21 protein-coding genes are annotated in these 21,221 nt (G+C 58.8%); 17 read left to right on the forward strand and 4 right to left on the reverse strand.

Features of this window, described 5'->3' with window-relative positions; all coding sequences use genetic code 11:
• Positions 1–2: 2 nt before the first annotated feature.
• The 3 genes from IEI95_RS27550 to hemC form a co-directional block, all read right to left on the reverse strand.
• A complete protein-coding gene (locus tag IEI95_RS27550) occupies positions 3–1,388 on the reverse strand; it encodes a COG4223 family protein (protein ID WP_156531787.1) in 1,386 nt (461 codons plus the stop codon).
• A gap of 94 nt (positions 1,389–1,482) precedes the next feature.
• Positions 1,483–2,199, reverse strand: coding sequence for a uroporphyrinogen-III synthase (locus IEI95_RS27555; RefSeq protein WP_156538297.1), 717 nt, complete (start codon positions 2,197–2,199; stop codon positions 1,483–1,485).
• Between the two features lie 4 nt (positions 2,200–2,203).
• On the reverse strand, positions 2,204–3,133 hold the full coding sequence (hemC, locus tag IEI95_RS27560) for a hydroxymethylbilane synthase (protein ID WP_156538296.1): 930 nt from the start codon (positions 3,131–3,133) through the stop codon (positions 2,204–2,206).
• Positions 3,134–3,218: 85 nt separating this feature from the next.
• Between hemC and tsaD the strand changes: the two genes are divergently transcribed.
• Genes tsaD through IEI95_RS27585 form a run of 5 tightly spaced genes read left to right on the forward strand, consistent with a single transcriptional unit; the run spans position 3,219 to position 6,707 of the window.
• Positions 3,219–4,316 (forward strand): tRNA (adenosine(37)-N6)-threonylcarbamoyltransferase complex transferase subunit TsaD, encoded by a 1,098-nt coding sequence (gene tsaD, locus IEI95_RS27565; protein ID WP_156538295.1) that lies wholly within the window; start codon positions 3,219–3,221, stop codon positions 4,314–4,316.
• The gene (locus IEI95_RS27570; RefSeq protein WP_156538294.1) at positions 4,313–5,302 is read left to right on the forward strand and encodes an NAD(P)H-dependent glycerol-3-phosphate dehydrogenase; all 990 of its coding nucleotides are present in this window, start codon (positions 4,313–4,315) and stop codon (positions 5,300–5,302) included. Before tsaD ends, IEI95_RS27570 begins: the two co-directional genes overlap by 4 nt.
• Positions 5,303–5,320: 18 nt before the next feature.
• Positions 5,321–5,614, forward strand: coding sequence for a YciI-like protein (locus IEI95_RS27575; protein ID WP_156531792.1), 294 nt, complete (start codon positions 5,321–5,323; stop codon positions 5,612–5,614).
• 5 nt (positions 5,615–5,619) lie between these two features.
• Entirely contained in the window at positions 5,620–6,051 is a 432-nt protein-coding gene (locus tag IEI95_RS27580; RefSeq protein WP_156538293.1) for an EVE domain-containing protein, read from the forward strand.
• Between the two features lie 11 nt (positions 6,052–6,062).
• On the forward strand, positions 6,063–6,707 hold the full coding sequence (locus IEI95_RS27585) for a class I SAM-dependent methyltransferase (RefSeq protein ID WP_194417380.1): 645 nt from the start codon (positions 6,063–6,065) through the stop codon (positions 6,705–6,707).
• A gap of 15 nt (positions 6,708–6,722) precedes the next feature.
• On the opposite strand, the gene IEI95_RS27590 is transcribed toward IEI95_RS27585, so the two are convergent.
• The gene (locus IEI95_RS27590) at positions 6,723–7,061 is read right to left on the reverse strand and encodes a hypothetical protein (RefSeq protein ID WP_156538292.1); all 339 of its coding nucleotides are present in this window, start codon (positions 7,059–7,061) and stop codon (positions 6,723–6,725) included.
• 315 nt (positions 7,062–7,376) lie between these two features.
• On the opposite strand from IEI95_RS27590, the gene sdhC reads away from it, so the two are divergent.
• The 12 genes from sdhC (at position 7,377) to odhB (ending at position 21,172) form a co-directional block, all read left to right on the forward strand.
• A complete protein-coding gene (gene sdhC, locus IEI95_RS27595) occupies positions 7,377–7,769 on the forward strand; it encodes a succinate dehydrogenase, cytochrome b556 subunit (protein ID WP_015917404.1) in 393 nt (130 codons plus the stop codon).
• Between the two features lie 12 nt (positions 7,770–7,781).
• Positions 7,782–8,162: a succinate dehydrogenase, hydrophobic membrane anchor protein gene (sdhD, locus tag IEI95_RS27600; protein ID WP_015917403.1), complete on the forward strand. Its 381-nt coding sequence runs from the start codon at positions 7,782–7,784 to the stop codon at positions 8,160–8,162.
• A 6-nt stretch (positions 8,163–8,168) separates the two neighbouring features.
• Positions 8,169–10,025 carry a succinate dehydrogenase flavoprotein subunit gene (sdhA, locus tag IEI95_RS27605; RefSeq protein WP_071206120.1) on the forward strand — a complete coding sequence of 619 codons (1,857 nt, stop codon included), beginning with the start codon at positions 8,169–8,171 and terminating at the stop codon, positions 10,023–10,025.
• Positions 10,026–10,040: 15 nt separating this feature from the next.
• Complete coding sequence (gene sdhB / locus IEI95_RS27610; protein WP_015917401.1) at positions 10,041–10,820, forward strand: succinate dehydrogenase iron-sulfur subunit; 780 nt, start codon at positions 10,041–10,043, stop codon at positions 10,818–10,820.
• A gap of 390 nt (positions 10,821–11,210) precedes the next feature.
• The gene (locus tag IEI95_RS27615; protein ID WP_015917400.1) at positions 11,211–11,723 is read left to right on the forward strand and encodes a protease inhibitor Inh/omp19 family protein; all 513 of its coding nucleotides are present in this window, start codon (positions 11,211–11,213) and stop codon (positions 11,721–11,723) included.
• An 80-nt stretch (positions 11,724–11,803) separates the two neighbouring features.
• Positions 11,804–12,967, forward strand: a complete 1,164-nt coding sequence (zapE, locus tag IEI95_RS27620) for a cell division protein ZapE (protein ID WP_156531794.1) — start codon at positions 11,804–11,806, stop codon at positions 12,965–12,967.
• Between the two features lie 179 nt (positions 12,968–13,146).
• Positions 13,147–14,109: a malate dehydrogenase gene (mdh, locus tag IEI95_RS27625; RefSeq protein ID WP_015917398.1), complete on the forward strand. Its 963-nt coding sequence runs from the start codon at positions 13,147–13,149 to the stop codon at positions 14,107–14,109.
• Between the two features lie 123 nt (positions 14,110–14,232).
• A complete protein-coding gene (gene sucC / locus IEI95_RS27630; RefSeq protein WP_156531795.1) occupies positions 14,233–15,429 on the forward strand; it encodes an ADP-forming succinate--CoA ligase subunit beta in 1,197 nt (398 codons plus the stop codon).
• Between the two features lie 4 nt (positions 15,430–15,433).
• On the forward strand, positions 15,434–15,814 hold the full coding sequence (locus tag IEI95_RS27635; RefSeq protein ID WP_015917396.1) for a hypothetical protein: 381 nt from the start codon (positions 15,434–15,436) through the stop codon (positions 15,812–15,814).
• Entirely contained in the window at positions 15,814–16,716 is a 903-nt protein-coding gene (gene sucD, locus IEI95_RS27640; protein WP_015917395.1) for a succinate--CoA ligase subunit alpha, read from the forward strand. The genes IEI95_RS27635 and sucD overlap by 1 nt, the downstream gene beginning before the upstream one ends.
• 172 nt (positions 16,717–16,888) lie before the next feature.
• The gene (locus tag IEI95_RS27645) at positions 16,889–19,885 is read left to right on the forward strand and encodes a 2-oxoglutarate dehydrogenase E1 component (RefSeq protein WP_015917394.1); all 2,997 of its coding nucleotides are present in this window, start codon (positions 16,889–16,891) and stop codon (positions 19,883–19,885) included.
• A 57-nt stretch (positions 19,886–19,942) separates the two neighbouring features.
• Positions 19,943–21,172 (forward strand): 2-oxoglutarate dehydrogenase complex dihydrolipoyllysine-residue succinyltransferase, encoded by a 1,230-nt coding sequence (gene odhB / locus IEI95_RS27650; protein ID WP_156531796.1) that lies wholly within the window; start codon positions 19,943–19,945, stop codon positions 21,170–21,172.
• The last annotated feature ends 49 nt before the right edge of the window (positions 21,173–21,221 follow it).

The raw sequence follows: 21,221 nt of genomic DNA on the forward strand, positions 1-21,221 counted from the left end.
GCTTATCCTTGCCGTCCGGCGACGGCACGGGCCAGCGCGTCGGAAACCTGGTTTTCAACGGTAATACGGGCGTCGAGCGCCTTCTTGAACTCGGCAGAGACGTTGCGTCCTGCCTCCGGCAGGCTGTCCCATTCGGCTGCCGCACCCTTCAGGTCGCCATTGCGGATCTTGTCTTCAATGCGCGCAACGATGGCCGAGGCGCTGTCACCTTCGACATTGCCCACTGGCCGTACCTTGACCACGGACATGGCGCTGGCCCAGAGACGCTCGCCGATATTGGCGCTTTCCGCAGGCGCATTGATGGTCGAGAGGATCTTGTCTGCAACTGGTCCGAATTGCCGTTGCAGCTCGATACGGGACGTGACACCCGTGGTCGCATAGGGCTCCAGAGCGGCAATGGCGGTGTCTTCCGGTGCGATGCTGCCCAGCGTGCGCAACTCGGCCAGGAACGGCCCGCCGCGGTCTGCGGCGGTCTTCAAAGCCGAGGCGGCAATGGCGCGGGCGACTTCGATGTCGTCACGCGGCTTGTTGATCTTGGTTTCAATGGCGCTCACCTTGCCGGAGACTTCCGTCTGGTTTTCGGTGAGCTTTTCCACCCGCCCGGCAATATCCGATTTCAGCTGGTCGATTGCCTGGTTGGCGCTGGCAAGCTTTGCCTGCAAGTCGCTGACGGCGGCGGGGTCCACGGCGGTTTGCTGCTGGCCTGCTTCCAGCTGTGACAGCCGATTTTCGAGACCGGAAAGATCTGCCGGGACTGCACCATTCGCGCTCCCTGCCTTGAGGCTCTCGACCTCGGCGGCAAGGGTTGCGACCTGTTTGCTGACCGCACTGTCGTCCTTTGCTGAACCGGTGGAGGGGATCACGCCAGCATATTGCAGGGCGCCCGCGCCGACCAGCGCGATCAGCCCGCCAACAATGCCTGCGGCCACGAAACCTGACATGGTGGGAGAGGAGGCGCGTGGGGGTGGCGCGGATGCCTCGCCCTCAGCGGATGCTTCCATCAGCGGTGGTTCCGGCTCGTCCGGCGGGGGGGGCGAAAAGGCCGAGGTCTCACCGCCAAAATGGGCGTCCTCAGGTTTGCCCGGCCAGACCTTTGCTCCGTCGGCGTTGATATCCTCCCGCCTCAGGTCCTCGGCCTGCGAGATCGGCGCGCTTTCCGGCTCTGCCACGGGATCGACAGGATTTTCCTTGGGTTGGTCTACCTTGTCCAGCGATTGCTCGTGATCGGGCGATTGCGTGTGATCCGAGCTGACGGCCTGTTCCTCCGATTTGTCACCCGGCACCAGCGGTTTGCCGGTCTCAGGCGCTTGAACGGGCGTTGCCGTCAGGTCGATGGTCACCGGCTCTTCGGTCGTTTTTGAGCGGCGTGGGGGTTTTCCGGAAACCATGGCAACCTCGTTTTCAATGGGTGTGGAATGAAATTAGTCAGGGATCGTCTGGAAGGAAAGGGGCTTGCCCGCATTTGCCGCATGCCTTGTGGTTTTACAGGAGAGAAAGCAGATCGTCCTCACGAGGCTGAGGGGCAATGGATACCCTGTTCCTGAACGGTTTTGCCACGTTTTCGGCAATATCGGCGCTTAGGCAGAAAATGTGTGCGGATGCGAAAAGAGTGGCGGCTTTACCGGAAAGAGGCAGGGCAAAAAACCGTCTGGCGGTCTCGGCGGAATACAATAGCACAGCGTCCACCGCCTTTTGCTCGAGCCGGGCACAGATGTCGTCCTCATGATAAGTTAGCCCCCGCATAGTATAGGCGTCCACAACGCGAAAGGGAATGGAGGACTGGCGCAACCCGTGTTCCAGGCTCTGCTTGCGAGGCTGCCCGGCCAGATAAAGCAGGGGATTTGCCCAGGCGATTGGGGCGGCGGCAATCTGTTCAGCCAAGGCGGCGCCATCGCCTCGGGCGCTCAGAACCTTGCGAAAACCAAGCGCTCGTGCGGTGCTGGCGCTCGCCTTACCCACGGCAAACAGCGGGGTTTCGAAATGGCCCCGAAGCGCCTCGCGATGAGATGCGAGGCTTCTGATCGCCTCGCTGCTGGTGACTGCCAGGGCTGCATGCGGTTGGGAAAGGGCAGAAAGTGTATCATCGACGTGGTGTATGGCGTGGGCCAGCGGCAGAACCACGGGTTCGTGACCCAGGGCGCGGAGACGGTCTGCCGTTTTGCGGCTTGCGGTCTCGGTCCGGGTCAGCAGAACGCGCATGGTGTCAGGTCCATCCCTCGAAAAAGCCGGGTCCGGCCTTGTCTCTTACCTTTTCGCCCGCCGACCAGCCGAGCGCAAGGCCATCGGCGCAGCGGCCCTCAGCCTCGACCGAATGCGAGACCTGACCATCCGGTGTCAGGATCGTCCCGGTCAGGCGGATCATTTCGCCATCCGATATCGCATAGCCGGCAATCGGCGTGCGGCAGGAACCGTCGAGCGCCGCCAGAAAGGCACGCTCACAGGAAACCGCGTCAAAAGTCGGGCGATGATTGATCGGAGCCAGAAGATCCTGGATGCGCCGGTCATCGACCCGTGCCTCAATGCAGATCGCCCCTTGGGCCGGCGCAGGCGGAAAGCTTTCGAGGTCGAGATATTGGGTAATCACGGTTTCCTTGTCGAGCCGCTTCAGGCCGGCCACGGCCAGCAGCGTGGCATCGACCTCGCCTGCGGCCAGCTTGCGAAGCCGGGTCTCCACGGCGCCGCGATAGGTGATGACCTGAAGGTCAGGCCGAAGCCTGCGAATCAGCGCTTGACGCCGGAGCGAGGCCGAGCCGATGACCGCGGCCTCGGCAAGCTCCAGCAGTTTCGGTGCCGTGCGGCCAATAAAGGCATCGCGCATGTCTTCCCGTGGCAGATAGGCGGAAATCTCCAACCCGTCGGGAAGGGCCGTTGGCATGTCCTTGGAGGAATGCACGGCAAAATCCAGCCCGCCGGACAGCAATTGCTGTTCCAGCTCCAGGGTGAACAGGCCCTTGCCGCCGATTTCAGCCAAAGACCGGTCGGTAATGCGGTCGCCGGTGGTCGAGAGGACGACGATCTCGAACATATCAGGCGAAAGGCCGTGGGCCTCGGCCAGACGCTCGCGGGTTTCATGGGCCTGGGCCAGTGCTAAAGGGCTGCCGCGTGTGCCGATGCGGAAAGGTTTCGTTTGCATCCGAAGTCATCCATTGTTACCGGAGGTTCTCGTAACCATGTTTGCTCCTCCTCGCAATCAATCAAATCGACGCAACTCAGCCCCCATGACAGGTCCTTTGAAGATTCTCGGCATCGAAACCAGCTGCGATGAAACCGCAGCCGCTATCGTTCTGCGCCATGACGACGGACGCGGCGAAATCGTATCTGATGTGGTCTTGAGCCAATTGGACGAGCACAGCGTTTATGGCGGCGTCGTGCCGGAAATCGCCGCCCGCGCCCATGTCGAGGCACTCGATACGCTGGTGGAAGAGGCGCTAGCCAAGGCTGATATGCGGCTGGGCGATATCGATGCGGTCGCCGCCACCGCCGGTCCCGGCCTGATCGGCGGGCTGATCGTCGGGTTGATGACCGGCAAGGCGATTGCCCGGGCGACGGGAAAGCCGCTTTTCGCCATCAACCATCTGGAAGGCCATGCGCTGACGGCGCGGCTGACGGATAATGTCGCCTTTCCCTACCTGATGCTGCTGGTTTCCGGTGGCCATACCCAGTTGGTTCTGGTGCGCGGTGTTGGTGATTACCAGCGCTGGGGCACGACCATCGACGATGCGCTTGGTGAGGCGTTTGACAAGACCGCCAAGCTGCTTGGCCTGCCCTATCCGGGTGGCCCGGCGGTGGAGCGCGCCGCCCTTCATGGCAATGAAAAACGCTTCAATTTTCCACGACCGCTGGTGGGTGAGGCGCGGCTGGATTTTTCCTTTTCCGGGCTGAAGACCTCGGTGCGGCAGGCGGCACAGGCGGCAGCGCCGGTCAGCCAGTCCGATATCGCCGATATCTGCGCCTCTTTCCAGCGCGCCATCGCCCGCACCATGGACGATCGGATCGGCCGGGGGCTGGAGCGGTTCAATACGGAATATCCGGGCCTTGAGACCAAGCCCGCTTTGGTGGTGGCTGGTGGTGTGGCCGCCAATCAGGCGCTGCGTGGTGCCTTGCAGACTTTATGTGAACGACACGGGTTTCGCTTCATCGCCCCTCCGCACCATCTCTGCACCGACAATGCGGCAATGATCGCCTGGGCCGGGCTGGAACGGCTGGCCCATGGTTTTCCGGCGGATGATCTTTCGGTCTCGCCGCGCGCGCGCTGGCCGCTGGACGCCAATGCGGCGACGCTGCTTGGGTCGGGTAAACGGGGCGCTAAAGCATGAGTGGACATCATCACATTGCGGTGATCGGTGCCGGCGCCTTTGGCACGGCGCTGGCGGCTGTCATGGCGCTGGAAGGGCGGTCCAATGTCACTTTGCTGGGCCGCGATCCTTCTTTGATGGCCGATCTCAGGGCCGATGGCATGCATGACGCAGCTCTGCCGGGGGTTGCCTTGCCTTTCGGGCTGGAATTCGCCTTTGAGCCGGATGCGCTAGCCGATGCCGATATTGTGCTGTTTGCCATGCCCTCGCAGGCGCAGGCAGATGCCGCATCGACCTATGGTCCCTATCTTTCCGCCGAGGCCATGGTGGTCACCTGTGCCAAGGGCATCGACCGGGCAAGCTCCCGGCTGCTGACCGAGCTTTTGGAAGAAAAATTGCCGCATCATCCCGTCGCGGTTCTGTCAGGACCAGGCTTTGCCATGGACATCGCCCGTGGCCTGCCGACCGCGATGGCGCTGGCGGCTGACAATCTTGAGATGGCGGAGGAACTCGCCCGCACGCTGTCCACCCGGACATTCCGGCTTTATGCCGCCGATGACCGGATTGGCGTGCAACTGGGCGGAGCGTTGAAGAATGTGCTGGCGATTGCTTGCGGCATTGTCGAGGGCCGGGGATTGGGCGAATCAGCCCGTGCGGCGTTGATTTCGCGTGGCCTTGCGGAAATGTCACGGCTGGTCGTTGCCATGGGCGGCAAGGCGGATACGGTGCGCGGCCTGTCGGGCCTTGGCGATCTGGTCCTGACGGCCACCAGCCATCAATCCCGCAACCTGCGCTATGGTATTGCGCTTGCCAAGGGTGAGCAAAGCCAGCCTGGCAGCAGCGGTTTGGTCGAGGGTGCCTTTGCCGCTGCCGTCGCGGCCCGCCTTGCCGAACACCACGGCATCGCCATGCCGATTACCCAGGCCATTGCCGCCATCATCGATGGTGTGCTGGATATCGACCGGGCGGTTGATGCGCTGATGACCCGCCCCATTACCACGGAATAATTTTTGAGGAGACGAGCCATGCTGTTTGCCGTGATCTGCGCCGATAAGCCCAACCATCTTGACCTTCGAATGGCGACCCGCCCGCCGCATGTGGAGTGGCTGAACGGTTTGAATGCCGACGGGGTGTTGAAAATCGGGGGGCCTTTCCTGGATGGCGATGGCAAGCCCTGCGGTTCGATGCTGCTGATCAAGGCCGACAATCTTACTGCGGCCAAGGAAATCGCGGCGCAAGACCCCTATGCCAAGGCGGGCCTGTTCGAAAGCGTCGACATCAAACCCTATAACTGGGTCTTCAACAATCCCGAGGCGTGAGACGCATGGCTTTCTGGCTTTACAAATCCGAGCCTTTCAAGTGGTCCTGGGCCATGCAGAAGGATGCGGGCGAGGCGGGTACTGAATGGACCGGGGTGCGCAATTATCAGGCCCGCAACAATATGCGGGCGATGCAGATCGGCGATAAGGGCCTGTTCTACCACTCCAACGAGGGTTTGGAAGTGGTCGGCATTACCGAAGTTTGCGCGCTTTCGCATCCCGATTCGACCGCTGAAGGCGATGCCCGTTGGGACTGCGTCGACATTCGCGCTGTGCGCGATATGCCAAAACCGGTGACCCTGAAAGACGTCAAGGCAAATCCGAACCTCGCACAGATGGCGCTGGTGACCTCGATGCGGCTTTCGGTACAGCCGGTGACCGAGGAGGAATATTTCGAGATCTGCCGGATGGGCGGGCTTGAAAATCCGCCGGTGTGAGCGTTTCACCTGTGAAGATCGATCCTCAGCGATTCATCCTTGACAATACCGATCTTGTCGCACCGCCGCATGTGCCGGAAATCCGGTTGCATCTGGCAACCGAAGTGCATGATCTCTGGCTGAAAACCGAGGAAGATCTGGCGGAAATCGGCTTGCCGCCGCCGTTCTGGGCCTTTGCCTGGGCCGGTGGTCAGGGCTTGGCGCGTCATATCCTCGATAATCCGCAGCTTGTGGCGGGCAAGCGTGTGGTGGATTTCGCCAGCGGTTCCGGTCTGGTTGCCATTGCTGCCGCCAAGGCTGGTGCTGTTTCGGTGCTGTGCGTGGATATCGATCCCTTCGTACAGGCGGCAATTGCCCTCAATGCAGCGGAAAACGGGGTGGATCTCGGCTTTTGCGGCGAGGATCTGATCGGCCAGACACTGGACGCCGACCTGCTCCTGGCTGGCGACGTTTTTTACGACAAGAGCTTTGCGGATCGATTGGTAGCCTGGTTTTCAACGCTTTGCGGGCAGGGAATCGATATCCTGGTCGGCGATCCCGGGCGAAGCTATTGCCCGGCTGATCGAATGCAGGCCTTGGCGACCTACCAGGTTCCGGTCACGCGGATGCTCGAAGACAGCGAGGTGAAGAAAACCACCGTCTGGAAATTTTGCTGATCGGGTCCGCATCGGTCAGGGGCGTATGATGCAAACACCTGCTTCATAAGTGCAGGGCGAGGCTTCCAGCTGCGCTTTGACGTCGATGATCTTGGCCTTTGGAGCCAGAGGGGCGGAGTTTTGGCCACTCCTATCGTAGCGCCAGGCAGAAACACCAAGAGTATAAGTGCCGCCGGGGGTGCCGATCCCGATGATCGATCCCGCCGCTGAACCGGTATGCGACCTTCTCTGCTGGCCATGGTAAGCGGAACCATCATTTGTGCCGCCCGCATAGGCGGCCTGGGCCAGCAAACATCCGCAGGCCAGGGCCAGGGCGGCTGCTTTGATACGGGTGATTTTACCAGTGGCAGGCAAGGTTTTTTCTCCGGTCCCCATCAAAACGTGGTTAATAAGAGATTAATTCGAACCATGGGAAAATCAAGTCATTCCAGCTATCTGGTCGATTTTCTTAAGAACTGCTGTTTATTGTCGCGCCGTACGTCTTTGGTTGGAGAGGCGCATGATCAGAGACTTGCCAATCGATTAAATTGAAAGCCAGTTTCAAATCCGCCTTGTCCTGCATCAATCGGAGGATTAAAGGTCCAATTTGACGCACTGCACTCCATCAAGGAGCGCCCTATATCCCTTCCATTCCAAAGGTGGAATGCACTTGAACGCCGTGAGGACGAGATGGCGAACGTGACAAAACAACGGCCTTTGTCGCCGCATCTGCAAATCTACAAGCTTGTTCCGACAATGTTGATGTCCATCGTGCATCGCATTACCGGCGGAGCCTTGTATTTTGGGACCGCGCTGGTTGCCTGGTGGCTGATCGCCGCCTCGACGGGAGCGGATTATTACGATTGGGTCTCCTGGTTCATGGGGACGTTCATCGGCAAGATCATTCTGTTCGGCTTCAGCTGGGCGCTGATCCACCACATGCTGGGTGGCATGCGCCATTTTGCATGGGACCTGGGCTATGGTCTGGAGAAACACTTCAACACCAAGCTCGCCAAGGCGACAGCCGTTGCATCCGTCGTCCTGACCGTTCTGGTCTGGGTCGTCGCGTTCATCATCCGCTGAGGGATTTTAATCATGGATATGCGTACACCGCTCGGTAAAGTTCGCGGTCTCGGCTCCGCAAAGGACGGCACGGAACATTTCTGGCGCCAGCGCCTGACGGCCATCGCCAACGTGCCGCTCATGCTGTTCTTCATCATTTTCATGCTGACCCATGCCGGCGCACCCTATGCCGATGTCGTGTCCGCTTTGTCGAACCCTCTCGTGGCGGTTATCATGGGACTGGTCGTGCTTTCCGGCCTGATCCACATGAAGATCGGTATGCAGGAAATCATCGCCGACTATATTCATAACGAAGTTATGAAAATGGGGCTGATGATGCTCAACACATTTTTCGTGGTCATCACGGGTGCGCTCTGTCTTTTCGCCATCCTCAAGATCGCGTTTGTAGGATAATTCATCATGGCAGCGACAAGTTCTTCTTCCAAGTCCGGCCCAACCATCAATGGCCGCACATATACCTATGTCGATCACGCTTATGACGTGGTCGTTGTCGGCGCCGGTGGTGCTGGCCTGCGCGCCACGCTCGGCATGGCCGAGCAGGGTTTCAAGACCGCCTGTATCACCAAGGTTTTCCCGACCCGCTCCCACACGGTTGCAGCCCAAGGCGGCATTGCCGCTTCGCTCAACAACATGACGCCGGATTGCTGGCAGTGGCATCTTTACGATACCGTCAAGGGCTCGGACTGGTTGGGCGACGTGGACGCCATGCAATATCTGGCCATGGAAGCGCCAAAGGCGGTCTATGAGCTGGAACATTACGGCGTGCCCTTCTCGCGTAATGAAGAAGGTAAGATCTATCAGCGCCCCTTCGGTGGTCATATGCAGAATTACGGCGAAGGTCCGCCGGTACAGCGCACCTGTGCTGCCGCCGACCGGACCGGCCACGCCATTCTGCATACGCTTTATGGTCAATCCCTGAAGCACAACGCTGAATTCTTCATCGAATATTTCGCCCTCGACCTGATCATGGCCGAGGATGGCCGTTGCACCGGCGTCGTGGCCTGGAACCTCGATGACGGCACGATCCATCGCTTCTCCGCCAAGATGGTGGTGCTGGCGACCGGCGGTTATGGCCGCGCCTACTTCTCGGCAACGTCTGCCCATACCTGCACCGGGGATGGCGGCGGCATGATTGCCCGCGCCGGTCTGCCGCTTCAGGACATGGAATTCGTTCAGTTCCACCCAACCGGTATTTACGGTGCCGGCTGTCTGATCACCGAAGGCGCGCGCGGCGAAGGCGGCTATCTGGTCAATTCCGAGGGTGAGCGTTTCATGGAACGCTATGCCCCATCGGCCAAGGATCTTGCCTCGCGTGACGTTGTCTCGCGCTGCATGACCCTGGAAATCCGCGAGGGCCGGGGCGTCGGCAAGAATAAGGATCATATCTACCTGCATCTCGACCATCTCGATCCAGCCGTACTGCATGAGCGCCTGCCGGGCATTTCCGAGAGCGCCAAGATTTTTGCCGGCGTCGATGTGACCCGCGAGCCGATCCCGGTTCTGCCAACCGTTCACTACAATATGGGTGGCATTCCGACCAATTATTGGGGCGAAGTGCTGAATGCCGATGCTGAAAACCCCGAGCGGATCGCACCCGGCCTGATGGCTGTCGGTGAAGCCGGTTGCGCTTCAGTGCATGGCGCCAATCGTCTTGGTTCCAATTCGCTGATCGACCTCGTGGTGTTTGGCCGTGCCGCGGCCATCCGCGCTGCCGAAGTGATCGATCGGGTCTCGCCGATCCCAGCATTGAACATCGCCGCCTGCGACAAGATCATGGAGCGGTTCGACGCCATCCGTCATTCCAGCGGCTCGACGCCGACTGCCGTGCTGCGTGACAAGATGCAGCGCGCCATGCAGGAAGATGCTGCCGTGTTCCGCACCCAGGAAGCGCTGGAAAGCGGTTGCCGCCGGATCTCGGAAATCTGGAAGGAAATGCCCGACATCAAGGTGACCGACCGGTCGCTGGTCTGGAATTCTGATCTGGTGGAAACGCTGGAACTGCACAATCTGATGGCCAATGCCATCACAACGGTCTATGGCGCCGAAGCCCGCAAGGAAAGCCGTGGTTCTCACGCCCGCGAGGACTTTGTCGATGGCCCGTTCGGTGGCCGCGACGACGTCAACTGGCGCAAGCACACACTGGCCTGGGTCAATGAGGCAGGCGATGTGAAGCTGGACTACCGTCCTGTACATACCGAGCTTCTGGCTGATGGGATCGATCCCAAGAAGATCGAGCCCAAGGCCCGCGTTTATTGATGTGAGGATATCGACATGGTTGAACTGACGCTTCCCAAGAATTCTCAGATCAAGCCGGGCAAGGTCTGGCCAAAGCCTTCAGGTGCAAAGAACCTGCGGGAATACCAGATCTATCGCTGGAGCCCCGATGACGACAAAAATCCAAGCCTCGACACCTATTATGTCGATATGGATGATTGCGGCCCGATGGTTCTCGACGGTCTTCTCTATATCAAGAACAAGATCGACCCGACGCTGACGTTCCGCCGCTCCTGTCGCGAGGGCATTTGCGGTTCCTGCGCGATGAATATCGATGGCACCAACACGCTGGCCTGCACCAAGGGCACCGACGAGGTGAAGGGGACCGTGAAGGTCTATCCGCTGCCGCATATGCCTGTCGTAAAGGATCTGGTTCCCGACCTGACCAACTTCTATGCCCAGCACCGCTCCATCGAGCCCTGGCTGAAGACGGTGTCTCCGACGCCGGTTAAGGAATGGAAGCAGAGCCATGACGACCGGCAGAAGCTGGATGGTCTTTATGAGTGCATTCTCTGCGCCTGCTGCTCGACCTCCTGCCCAAGCTATTGGTGGAATGGTGATCGCTATCTCGGCCCTGCCGTGCTGCTGCAAGCCTATCGCTGGCTGATCGACAGCCGTGACGAAGCCAAGGGCGAACGTCTGGACAATCTTGAAGATCCTTTCCGGCTCTATCGTTGCCATACGATCATGAATTGCGCGCAAGTCTGTCCAAAGGGCCTCAATCCGGCCAAGGCGATTGCTGAAATCAAGAAAATGATGGTCGAGCGCCGCGTTTGACGCAGGTTGCCCGACGCGGTCAAGCCCAAGGCGAAGATGCTCAGGCATCCTCGCCTTGAAGGCATTGCAAATATCTCAAATGCATTGCTTGCTTGAGATATTTGCAAAAGAAACAGGATGATCCATCTTCAATGTCTCATCATGTGAGTGGCGTGGGCGGGCTGCTGTCGCGGTTGCGACAGTCTCTGGCGGTGCTATTGGCTGCATCTCACGCGGTTTTGTAATGAAAATATCGATCTTCTGGACGCAAACCCGCTATTTGCTTGCCGTTGAAGAGGCTTCTGCCTTGATTTCAAACCAGCTTTGGCGCTAGTTTCCGGGCGTTTGGTGCATGATAGCTGCCGCTGAAAGGCGAAAGCTGACGATGATGAAGCAACCGGGAGTGTTAGGATGAAACTGAAATTTGCGGCGACGGGTTTGATGGTCGTGCTTTCTCTTGCCGGGTGTCAGCGTACGTCAAGCGATTACGGTTCCTCGTCACTGCCGCCTTTGCAGGCGCAACCGGTGCCTCAGGTTCAATCGGGGCAATTGCCGCCTCCGGGTGCAAGCCAGTTTCCAGTAGCGCCCACCTCTAACCAGAGCGCTGCCTTGACGCCCAATGCGCCGCCACCGGGTAGCTCCCTCGATTTCACCAAGGAACAGATGGTCGGCAATTGGCGTGTGGCCAATGGCCAGTCCAGCTGCGACATGTTCCTGACCCTCACCAATCTGGGTGGTGGATCGCGCGGCGGTACGCGCGGTTGCGTTGGTCCGCTGACAACGATGGGCGCCTGGGATGTCGCCAATAAGCAGTTGATGCTGAAGGATCGCGACGGCAATGTGATCGGTACTCTCTACAAGACGGCGGATAATCGCTTCAACGGTTCCACAAGCGCTGGCCAGCCTGTCAGCCTCAGCCGGTAAGGGTGTATTGAACCGCCCTTCATTCTGATGCCTGCCCTTTGATGCGAAGGGGCAGGCCTATATCCTCCGCGGAGTTCGACATGCAGCCTGTGCCCGATTATGCCCTCAGCGTCAGCGAGGATCTGAAGGCGCGGACCCTCTCGGGGGAGCTGATGGCCGATCCCGCCCAGATGGCGGTCGCCGCCCGGCTCGATCGCATCCTTGTCCAGTTGAAAGAACGCAAGCCAGCGAAGAAGTCCTCGGCGCTTGGCTGGATCTTTGCACGGCATCGCGCGCCCCAAACCAAGATCATGGGGCTTTATGTGCATGGCAGCGTCGGGCGTGGTAAAACCATGCTGATGGACCTGTTCTTTCGCATGGCGCCCGTGGAAAAGAAGCGGCGCGCGCATTTTCACGAATTCATGGCCGATGTGCATAATCGCATTCACATCCATCGGCAGAAACTCAAAAATGGCGAGACAAAACAGGCCGATCCCGTGCCGCCGGTGGCGGAGCAACTGGCTGCTGAAGCCGGGCTTTTGTGCTTCGATGAATTCACCGTTACCGATATCGCTGATGCGATGATCCTGTCGCGGTTGTTTACCGAACTTTTCGCCCGTGGCTGCATTCTGGTGGCCACATCCAATGTCGAGCCGGACAATCTCTATCCGGATGGGTTGAACCGGGGTCTGTTTGTGCCGTTCATCGGCTTGCTCAAACAATATGTCGAGATCCTCTCGCTCGATTCGCCGACCGATTACCGGCTGGAAAAGGCCGATCAGCTTCCGATCTATCTTTCTCCGGCAGATGCTGTAGCGGATCGGGAAATGGACCGCGCCTGGAAAATGATGACCGCAGGCCGTCTTGAAAAGCCGCTGGATATCGAGATGAAAGGCAGGCTTTTGCCGGTGAGGCGAGCCGTTGGAAAAATGGCGCGCTTCACGTTTGCCGAGCTTTGCGAGCAGCCGCTGGGTGCCTCCGATTACCTGGCGCTTGCCGACCGCTTTCACACTATTTTCATCGACCATATTCCTTATCTTGGACCTGAAAAACGCAATCAGACGAAGCGCTTCATCATCCTGATCGACGCGCTTTACGACCATCATGTCCGGGTGCATGCCAGCGCTGCCGCCGAGCCCGAGGCCCTGCTGACAGCGAGAAAAGGAACCGAAGGGTTCGAATTCGACCGGACGGCGTCGCGGCTGTTTGAGATGCGTAGCCGTGAATATCTCGAGGCACATACGGGCCGCATTGCGGAAATGTGAAGAATTGATGACTTAATATCTTACCTTTACGTAAGAATTTTATAGTCTAAACGATTGAAAAATATGCTCTCATAAATATCGGTTGCGCTTTTTTCCAGGTCGCGCTATGCGAATGGCCCAAAGGCCGGTCACTCTATTGGAGGGCCGACTTGGTTTTGGATCTAAAAGGAAGCACTTCAATGGCGCGCAACAAGATCGCACTTATTGGTTCTGGAATGATCGGTGGTACGCTGGCCCATCTGGCTGGCTTGAAGGAACTGGGCGACATCGTCCTGTTCGATATTGCCGATGGCGTACCGCAGGGTAAGGGTCTCGACATTGCGCAGTCGTCGCCCGTTGAAGGCTTCAATGCCAAGCTGACCGGTTCGAGCGACTACGCCGCCATCGAAGGTGCGGATGTCTGCATCGTCACCGCTGGTGTGCCGCGCAAGCCCGGCATGAGCCGCGACGACCTGCTCGGCATCAACCTCAAGGTCATGGAACAGGTTGGCGCTGGCATCAAGAAATATGCCCCCAACGCCTTCGTGATCTGCATCACCAATCCGCTCGATGCCATGGTCTGGGCGTTGCAGAAGTTCTCCGGCCTTCCGGCCAACAAGGTTGTCGGCATGGCCGGCGTTCTCGACAGCTCGCGTTTCCGCCTGTTCCTGGCTGAGGAATTCAACGTTTCGGTTCAGGATGTCACGGCTTTCGTGCTTGGCGGCCATGGCGACACGATGGTGCCGCTGGCTCGTTACTCCACGGTTGGCGGTATCCCGCTGACCGATCTGGTCAAGATGGGCTGGGTCACCGCTGAACGCCTGGAAGAGATCATTCAGCGCACCCGTGATGGCGGCGCCGAAATCGTCGGCCTGTTGAAGACCGGTTCGGCCTTCTATGCGCCAGCCGCTTCGGCGATCGAAATGGCTGAATCCTACCTCAAGGACAAGAAGCGCGTTCTGCCTTGCGCTGCACACCTGACCGGTCAGTATGGCGTCAAGGACATGTATGTTGGCGTACCCACGGTGATCGGTGCTGGCGGCGTCGAACGCGTCATCGAGATCGAACTGAACAAGGACGAGGAAGCCGCCTTCCAGAAGTCGGTCGGCGCTGTCGCCGGTCTCTGCGAAGCCTGCATCAATATCGCTCCGGCTCTTAAGTAATCGCCTTTGGCGGCTGCGCCTTCATCTGCGGATGATGGCGCAGCCGCGCATGGTTTTAACGCAGTTCTAAGCCGGGCGGCATGACCGCTGGTTCTGGAATTGCTCCGAACACAGGACCAGACGATGAATATTCATGAATATCAGGCCAAGGCTCTGCTGAAGAGCTTTGGCGCACCGGTTGCCGAAGGTGTGGCAATCTTTTCCGCCGATGAAGCCGAGGCGGCCGCAAAGCAGCTTCCTGGCCCGCTTTATGTCGTCAAGAGCCAGATCCACGCTGGTGGTCGCGGCAAGGGCAAGTTTAAGGAACTTGGCCCGGAAGCCAAGGGCGGCGTTCGCCTGGCTTTCTCGATCGATGAAGTGAAGTCGCATGTTGCTGAAATGCTCGGCAACACGCTGGTGACCAACCAGACCGGCCCTGCTGGTAAGCAGGTTAACCGCCTGTATATTGAAGACGGTGCTGATATCGAGCGCGAGCTTTATCTGTCGCTGCTCGTCGACCGCGCTGTCGGTCAGGTTGCTTTCGTGGTGTCCACCGAAGGCGGCATGGACATCGAAACCGTTGCCCACGACACACCTGAAAAGATCATCAGCGTTGCGATCGACCCGGAAACTGGCGTCACCGCTGACAATCTGTCTGCGCTGACAGCGGCTCTGAAGCTCGAAGGCGAAGCAAAGGCTGACGCTGAGAAGCTGTTCCCGATCCTCTACAAGGCCTTTGTCGAAAAGGACATGGCGCTTCTGGAAGTGAACCCGCTGATCGTCATGAAGAACGGCCGTATGCGCGTTCTCGATGCCAAGATGTCTTTCGACGGCAACGCTCTGTTCCGTCACGAAGACGTTGTGGCTCTGCGCGACAAGACGGAAGAAGACGCCAAGGAAATCGAAGCCTCCAAGTATGATCTGGCCTATGTTGCCCTCGACGGCAATATCGGCTGCATGGTCAATGGCGCAGGTCTTGCCATGGCAACCATGGACATCATCAAACTCTACGGTGCTGAGCCGGCAAACTTCCTCGACGTTGGTGGCGGTGCGACCAAGGAAAAGGTAACGGCAGCGTTCAAGATCATCACGGCTGATCCGGCTGTGAAGGGCATTTTGGTCAACATCTTCGGCGGCATCATGAAGTGTGACGTGATTGCCGAAGGCGTTCTGGCTGCCGTCAAGGACGTTGGCCTCACCGTTCCACTCGTCGTTCGCCTCGAAGGCACCAATGTCGAGCTGGGCAAGAAAATCATCAACGAATCCGGTCTCAACGTCATTTCGGCGGATGATCTGGACGATGCTGCGCAGAAGATCGTCGCAGCCGTGAAGGCAGCGTGATCTGATGGCCGATACATCCAAGACCGTGAAGCGCCAGCCTTTTGGCCCGAATGAGACAGATATCAATCTGTGCTACTTCGTCTGCTTCGACAGCGAGCTTCCAACCGATGGCGATGTCGCCGAACGGTGGGTGCATTTCAACGACAATGACGATGCGCTCGCCTATTTCGCCGACAAGTCCAAGGACGCGAGCCTCTTTGTCTGGAAGGGCGAGCTTGCCATTGCCAAGGGCGACGGCCAGTTCGATTGGTTCTTTACCCAATGGTCCAAGAGCCTTGAGAAGCAGCTGACGCAGAAGCCGGCCAAGGGCATGGGCTATCGCTTTTCCAATGACGCCTTTGAGGCATTTGAACCCCTCGAATTCGAGGAAGAGGAAGCCGAGTAATGTCGATTCTGATCAATAAAGACACCAAGGTTCTCGTACAGGGCCTGACCGGCAAGACCGGCACTTTCCATACCGAGCAGGCGCTTGCCTATTACGGCACCAAAATGGTCGGCGGTATTCATCCGGCCAAGGGCGGTAGCAACTGGACCGGCTCCAAGGGCGAAACCCTGCCGATCTTCGCTTCCGTTGCCGAAGGCAAGGACGTCACCGGCGCCAATGCATCGGTGATCTACGTGCCGCCAGCCGGTGCTGCTGCTGCGATCATCGAAGCCATCGAAGCTGAAATTCCGCTGATCGTCTGCATCACGGAAGGCATTCCGGTCGCCGACATGGTTAAGGTCAAGGCTCGCCTCGACAAGTCCAAGTCGCGTCTGATTGGCCCGAACTGCCCAGGCGTGATGACGCCGGAAGAATGCAAGATCGGCATTATGCCGGGCTCGATCTTCCGCAAGGGTTCGGTTGGCGTGTTGTCGCGTTCCGGCACTTTGACCTATGAGGCAGTGTTCCAGACATCGAATGAAGGCCTCGGCCAGACCTCGGCTGTCGGCATCGGCGGCGACCCGGTCAAGGGCACCGAGTTCATCGACATTCTGGAAATGTACCTCGCTGACGAAGCCACCAAGTCGATCATCATGATCGGTGAAATCGGTGGTTCGGCTGAAGAAGAAGCCGCACAGTTCCTCAAGGACGAAGCCAAGAAGGGCCGCAAGAAGCCGATGGTTGGCTTCATCGCCGGTCGTACGGCTCCTCCTGGTCGCACCATGGGTCACGCAGGCGCCGTGATCTCCGGCGGCAAGGGCGGCGCGGAAGACAAGATCGAAGCCATGGAATCGGCGGGCATCCGGGTTTCGCCCTCGCCAGCCCGCCTTGGCAAGACGCTGGTTGAAGTTCTCAAGGGCTGAGACCACATAGAGATGAGCGGGCAGACGTCTTTATGGCGTCTGCCCGTGCAGGCATTTCAAGTCCAGCCGAGCGCAAGCCTTGACTGGCAGATATTCGACAAACCGAATATTCGGTCGAATAGTTCGGTGATGACCTCAAGTCGGGAGGCGGGCACGAGGCCCGCAAAAAACCATGGCAAGGCAAGAAGCCAACGAGCAGTTTCAGATCACCTCGTTCCTGGACGGATCGAATGCGATCTATATCGAGCAGCTTTATGCGCGTTACGAAGACGATCCGAATTCGGTATCGCCTGAGTGGCAATCCTTCTTCAAGGCGCTGGGCGATAATCCAAGCGACGTGAAAAAGGCGGCCAAGGGAGCCTCCTGGCAGCGGAGCAATTGGCCGCTGACGCCTCGCACCGATCTGGTTTCGGCGCTCGATGGCAATTGGGGACTGGTCGAGAAGGCCATTGAAACCAAGGTCAAGGGTAAGGCAGAAGCCGCAGCCGCAACCACGGGTAAACCGGTTTCTGAAACCGATGTGTTGCAGGCGACCCGTGATAGCGTCCGCGCCATCATGATGATTCGCGCTTATCGCATGCGCGGTCATTTGCACGCCAAGCTCGACCCGCTGGGCATTGCTACGGCGGTTGAAGATTACAACGAGCTGTCACCATTGTCTTACGGCTTTACCGAAGCCGATTTTGATCGCAAAATCTTCATCGATAACGTTCTGGGGCTGGAATATGCCACCGTGCGTGAGATGATCGAAATTCTTGAGCGCACCTATTGCTCGACGCTCGGTTTCGAATTCATGCACATCTCCAATCCGGAAGAAAAATCCTGGATTCAGGAGCGGATCGAAGGCCCCGATAAAGGCGTCGATTTCACCGTCGAGGGCAAGAAGGCCATTCTGCAAAAGCTGGTTGAGGCTGAAGGCTTTGAGCAGTTCATCGATGTGAAGTACAAGGGCACCAAGCGCTTTGGTCTGGATGGCGGCGAATCGCTGATCCCGGCGCTGGAGCAGATCATCAAGCGCGGTGGTCAGGAGGGTCTTGAAGAGGTCGTGCTCGGCATGGCGCATCGCGGCCGTCTGAACGTGCTGACCAATGTGATGCATAAGCCGCATCGCGCCGTGTTCCACGAGTTCAAGGGTGGTTCGTTCAAGCCTGATGAAGTTGAAGGCTCCGGCGACGTGAAGTACCATCTTGGTGCCTCGTCTGACCGCGAATTCGATGGCAACAAGGTTCACTTGTCGCTGACGGCCAACCCGTCACATCTGGAAATCGTTAACCCCGTGGTGATGGGTAAGGCCCGTGCCAAGCAGGATCAGCTGGCCAAAGTCTGGGAAGGCGACGTGATTCCGCTGAAGGAGCGCGCCAAGGTTCTGCCGCTGCTGCTGCATGGTGACGCGGCCTTTGCGGGTCAGGGCGTTGTGGCTGAAATTCTCGGTCTGTCTGGTCTGCGCGGTCATCGCGTGGCGGGCACCATGCATGTGATCATCAACAACCAGATCGGCTTTACCACCAATCCGGGCTTCTCTCGCTCGTCGCCATATCCATCGGATGTGGCCAAGATGATCGAGGCGCCGATCTTCCATGTGAATGGTGATGATCCGGAAGCTGTGGTTTATGCCGCCAAGGTGGCCACTGAATTCCGCATGAAGTTCCACAAGCCTGTGGTTGTGGATATGTTCTGCTACCGTCGCTTTGGCCATAATGAAGGTGATGAGCCTTCGTTCACTCAGCCAAAGATGTACAAGGAAATCCGCGCCCATAAGACCGTTGTTCAGGTCTACGGCGATCGCTTGATTGCTGAAGGCGTGATCACCGAAGGCGATCTTGAAAAGATGAAGGCCGATTGGCGCGCCAATCTTGAGCAGGAATTCGAGGCCGGCCAGTCCTACAAGCCCAACAAGGCTGACTGGCTGGATGGCGTCTGGTCCGGTCTTCGCGCCGCCGACAATGCCGATGAGCAGCGTCGCGGCAAGACAGCAATGCCGATGAAGTCCCTGAAGGAGATCGGTCGCAAGCTGTCAACCATCCCTGATGGGTTCAAGGCGCATCGCACCATCCAGCGCTTCATGGAAAACCGTGCGCAGATGATCGAGACCGGCGAGGGCATCGATTGGGCGATGGCCGAGGCCCTGGCTTTTGGTTCGCTGGTTGTCGAAGGCCACAAGATTCGCCTGTCTGGCCAGGATTGCGAGCGCGGCACATTCAGCCAGCGTCATTCGGTGCTTTATGATCAGGAAAGCGAAGATCGCTATATTCCGCTGGCCAATCTGGCGCCGAACCAGGCCCGCTACGAAGTCATCAATTCAATGCTGTCGGAAGAGGCTGTGCTTGGTTTTGAATACGGCTATTCGCTGGCGCGCCCGAATGCGCTGACCCTGTGGGAAGCCCAGTTCGGTGACTTCGCCAATGGCGCTCAGGTGGTGTTTGACCAGTTCATCTCGTCGGGTGAACGCAAGTGGTTGCGCATGTCCGGTCTCGTCTGCCTTCTGCCGCATGGCTATGAAGGTCAGGGACCGGAACACTCTTCGGCTCGTCTGGAGCGCTGGCTGCAAATGTGCGCCGAAGACAATATGCAGGTGGCCAACGTCACGACGCCGAGCAATTATTACCATATCCTGCGCCGTCAGGTGAAACGCGACTTCCGTAAGCCGCTGATCCTGATGACGCCTAAGTCGTTGTTGCGTCACAAGCGGGCCCAGTCGACGCTGGCGGAAATGGCTGGCGAAAGCTCATTCCACCGCTTGCTGTGGGATGATGCCGAGATCATCAAGGACGGTCCGATCAAGCTCCAGAAGGATGCCAAGATCCGCCGCGTGGTGATGTGTAGCGGCAAGGTTTATTATGACCTGCTGGAAGAGCGCGAAAAGCGTGGCATCGACGATGTCTACCTGCTGCGTATCGAACAGCTCTATCCGTTCCCGGCCAAGGCGCTGATCAACGAGCTCAGCCGCTTCCGTAATGCGGAAATGGTCTGGTGCCAGGAAGAGCCGAAGAACATGGGGGCCTGGTCCTTCATCGATCCTTACCTGGAATGGGTGCTGGCTCATATCGACGCCAAGTATCAGCGCGTGCGCTATACCGGCCGTCCGGCTGCCGCCTCTCCGGCAACAGGCCTGATGTCCAAGCATCTCGCCCAGTTGCAAGCCTTCCTGGAGGACGCACTCGGCGGCTGATGCTGCCGGGTCCACCCTTTCGCTCGAAATCCATATCGATCAACGGAATTTATCATCATGGCCACTGAAATCCGCGTCCCCACTCTGGGTGAATCCGTCAGCGAAGCCACCGTCGGCACCTGGTTCAAGAAAGTCGGCGATGTCGTCAAGGCGGACGAGCCGCTCGTGGAACTGGAAACCGACAAGGTTACGGTTGAAGTCCCTTGTCCTGCTTCGGGCGTTCTGACCGAAATCGTCGCCCAGAACGGTGAAACGGTTGGTCTCGGCGCTCTGCTCGGCCAGATCGCCGAAGGCGCATCGGCTGGTGCGGCTGCACCTGCTCCTGCTGCTGCCCCGGCGCCTGCTGCTACACCTGCACAGGCGGCCCCTGCCGCTCCGGCTGCAGGCTCTGCCATGCCGGCAGCGCCTGCCGCAGCCAAGATGCTGGCTGAAAATAATATCTCTGCCGATCAGGTGGATGGCTCCGGCAAGCGTGGCCAGGTGCTGAAGGGCGATGTGATCGCCGCCGTCGCCAAGGGTGCGTCGGCGCCTGCCGCTGCTCCGGCCCCGGTTTCCGCTCCGCGTCCGGTCTCGTCTGCCGACGATGCATCCCGCGAAGAGCGCGTCAAGATGACCCGCCTGCGCCAGACCATCGCCAAGCGCTTGAAGGATGCGCAGAACACGGCTGCCATGCTGACCACCTATAACGAGGTGGACATGTCGGCGGTGATGAGCCTGCGCAACAAGTATAAGGACATTTTCGAGAAGAAGCATGGCGTCAAGCTGGGCTTCATGGGCTTCTTCACCAAGGCTGTTACCCACGCCCTGAAGGAACTGCCTGCCGTCAACGCTGAGATCGACGGCACCGATATCATCTACAAGAACTACTGCCATGTCGGCATGGCCGTCGGCACCGACAAGGGCCTGGTCGTTCCTGTGATCCGCGATGCCGACCAGATGTCGATTTCGGAAGTCGAAAAGGATCTCGGTCGTCTTGCCAAGGCTGCCCGCGATGGTTCGCTCTCGATGGCTGACATGCAAGGCGGCACGTTCACCATCACCAATGGCGGCGTCTACGGTTCGCTGATGTCCTCGCCGATCCTCAATGCGCCGCAATCCGGTATCTTGGGCATGCACAAGATCCAGGATCGTCCGGTCGTGGTTGGTGGGCAGATCGTCATCCGCCCGATGATGTATCTGGCACTGTCCTATGACCACCGGATTGTTGACGGCAAGGAAGCCGTGACCTTCCTCGTGCGCGTCAAGGAAAGCCTGGAAGATCCGGAACGTTTGGTTCTCGACCTCTAATACACCAAATGAGATCGTCTTCCGCTGCCAATAGGTGGCGGAAGATGTC

This window comes from Agrobacterium vitis, assembly GCF_014926405.1.
Taxonomy (GTDB): domain Bacteria; phylum Pseudomonadota; class Alphaproteobacteria; order Rhizobiales; family Rhizobiaceae; genus Allorhizobium; species Allorhizobium vitis_H.

Coding starts and splice junctions, on each gene's coding strand:
- IEI95_RS27550 (WP_156531787.1), bottom strand. CDS start 1,388: ATGGTTTCCGGAAAACCCCCACGCCGCTCAAAAACGACCGAAGAGCCG.
- tsaD (WP_156538295.1), top strand. CDS start 3,219: ATGACAGGTCCTTTGAAGATTCTCGGCATCGAAACCAGCTGCGATGAA.
- sdhB (WP_015917401.1), top strand. CDS start 10,041: ATGGTTGAACTGACGCTTCCCAAGAATTCTCAGATCAAGCCGGGCAAG.
- IEI95_RS27635 (WP_015917396.1), top strand. CDS start 15,434: ATGGCCGATACATCCAAGACCGTGAAGCGCCAGCCTTTTGGCCCGAAT.
- IEI95_RS27645 (WP_015917394.1), top strand. CDS start 16,889: ATGGCAAGGCAAGAAGCCAACGAGCAGTTTCAGATCACCTCGTTCCTG.
- hemC (WP_156538296.1), bottom strand. CDS start 3,133: ATGCAAACGAAACCTTTCCGCATCGGCACACGCGGCAGCCCTTTAGCA.
- sdhA (WP_071206120.1), top strand. CDS start 8,169: ATGGCAGCGACAAGTTCTTCTTCCAAGTCCGGCCCAACCATCAATGGC.
- odhB (WP_156531796.1), top strand. CDS start 19,943: ATGGCCACTGAAATCCGCGTCCCCACTCTGGGTGAATCCGTCAGCGAA.
- IEI95_RS27555 (WP_156538297.1), bottom strand. CDS start 2,199: ATGCGCGTTCTGCTGACCCGGACCGAGACCGCAAGCCGCAAAACGGCA.
- sucC (WP_156531795.1), top strand. CDS start 14,233: ATGAATATTCATGAATATCAGGCCAAGGCTCTGCTGAAGAGCTTTGGC.
- IEI95_RS27570 (WP_156538294.1), top strand. CDS start 4,313: ATGAGTGGACATCATCACATTGCGGTGATCGGTGCCGGCGCCTTTGGC.
- sdhC (WP_015917404.1), top strand. CDS start 7,377: ATGGCGAACGTGACAAAACAACGGCCTTTGTCGCCGCATCTGCAAATC.
- zapE (WP_156531794.1), top strand. CDS start 11,804: ATGCAGCCTGTGCCCGATTATGCCCTCAGCGTCAGCGAGGATCTGAAG.
- IEI95_RS27580 (WP_156538293.1), top strand. CDS start 5,620: ATGGCTTTCTGGCTTTACAAATCCGAGCCTTTCAAGTGGTCCTGGGCC.
- mdh (WP_015917398.1), top strand. CDS start 13,147: ATGGCGCGCAACAAGATCGCACTTATTGGTTCTGGAATGATCGGTGGT.
- IEI95_RS27575 (WP_156531792.1), top strand. CDS start 5,321: ATGCTGTTTGCCGTGATCTGCGCCGATAAGCCCAACCATCTTGACCTT.
- sdhD (WP_015917403.1), top strand. CDS start 7,782: ATGGATATGCGTACACCGCTCGGTAAAGTTCGCGGTCTCGGCTCCGCA.
- sucD (WP_015917395.1), top strand. CDS start 15,814: ATGTCGATTCTGATCAATAAAGACACCAAGGTTCTCGTACAGGGCCTG.
- IEI95_RS27615 (WP_015917400.1), top strand. CDS start 11,211: ATGAAACTGAAATTTGCGGCGACGGGTTTGATGGTCGTGCTTTCTCTT.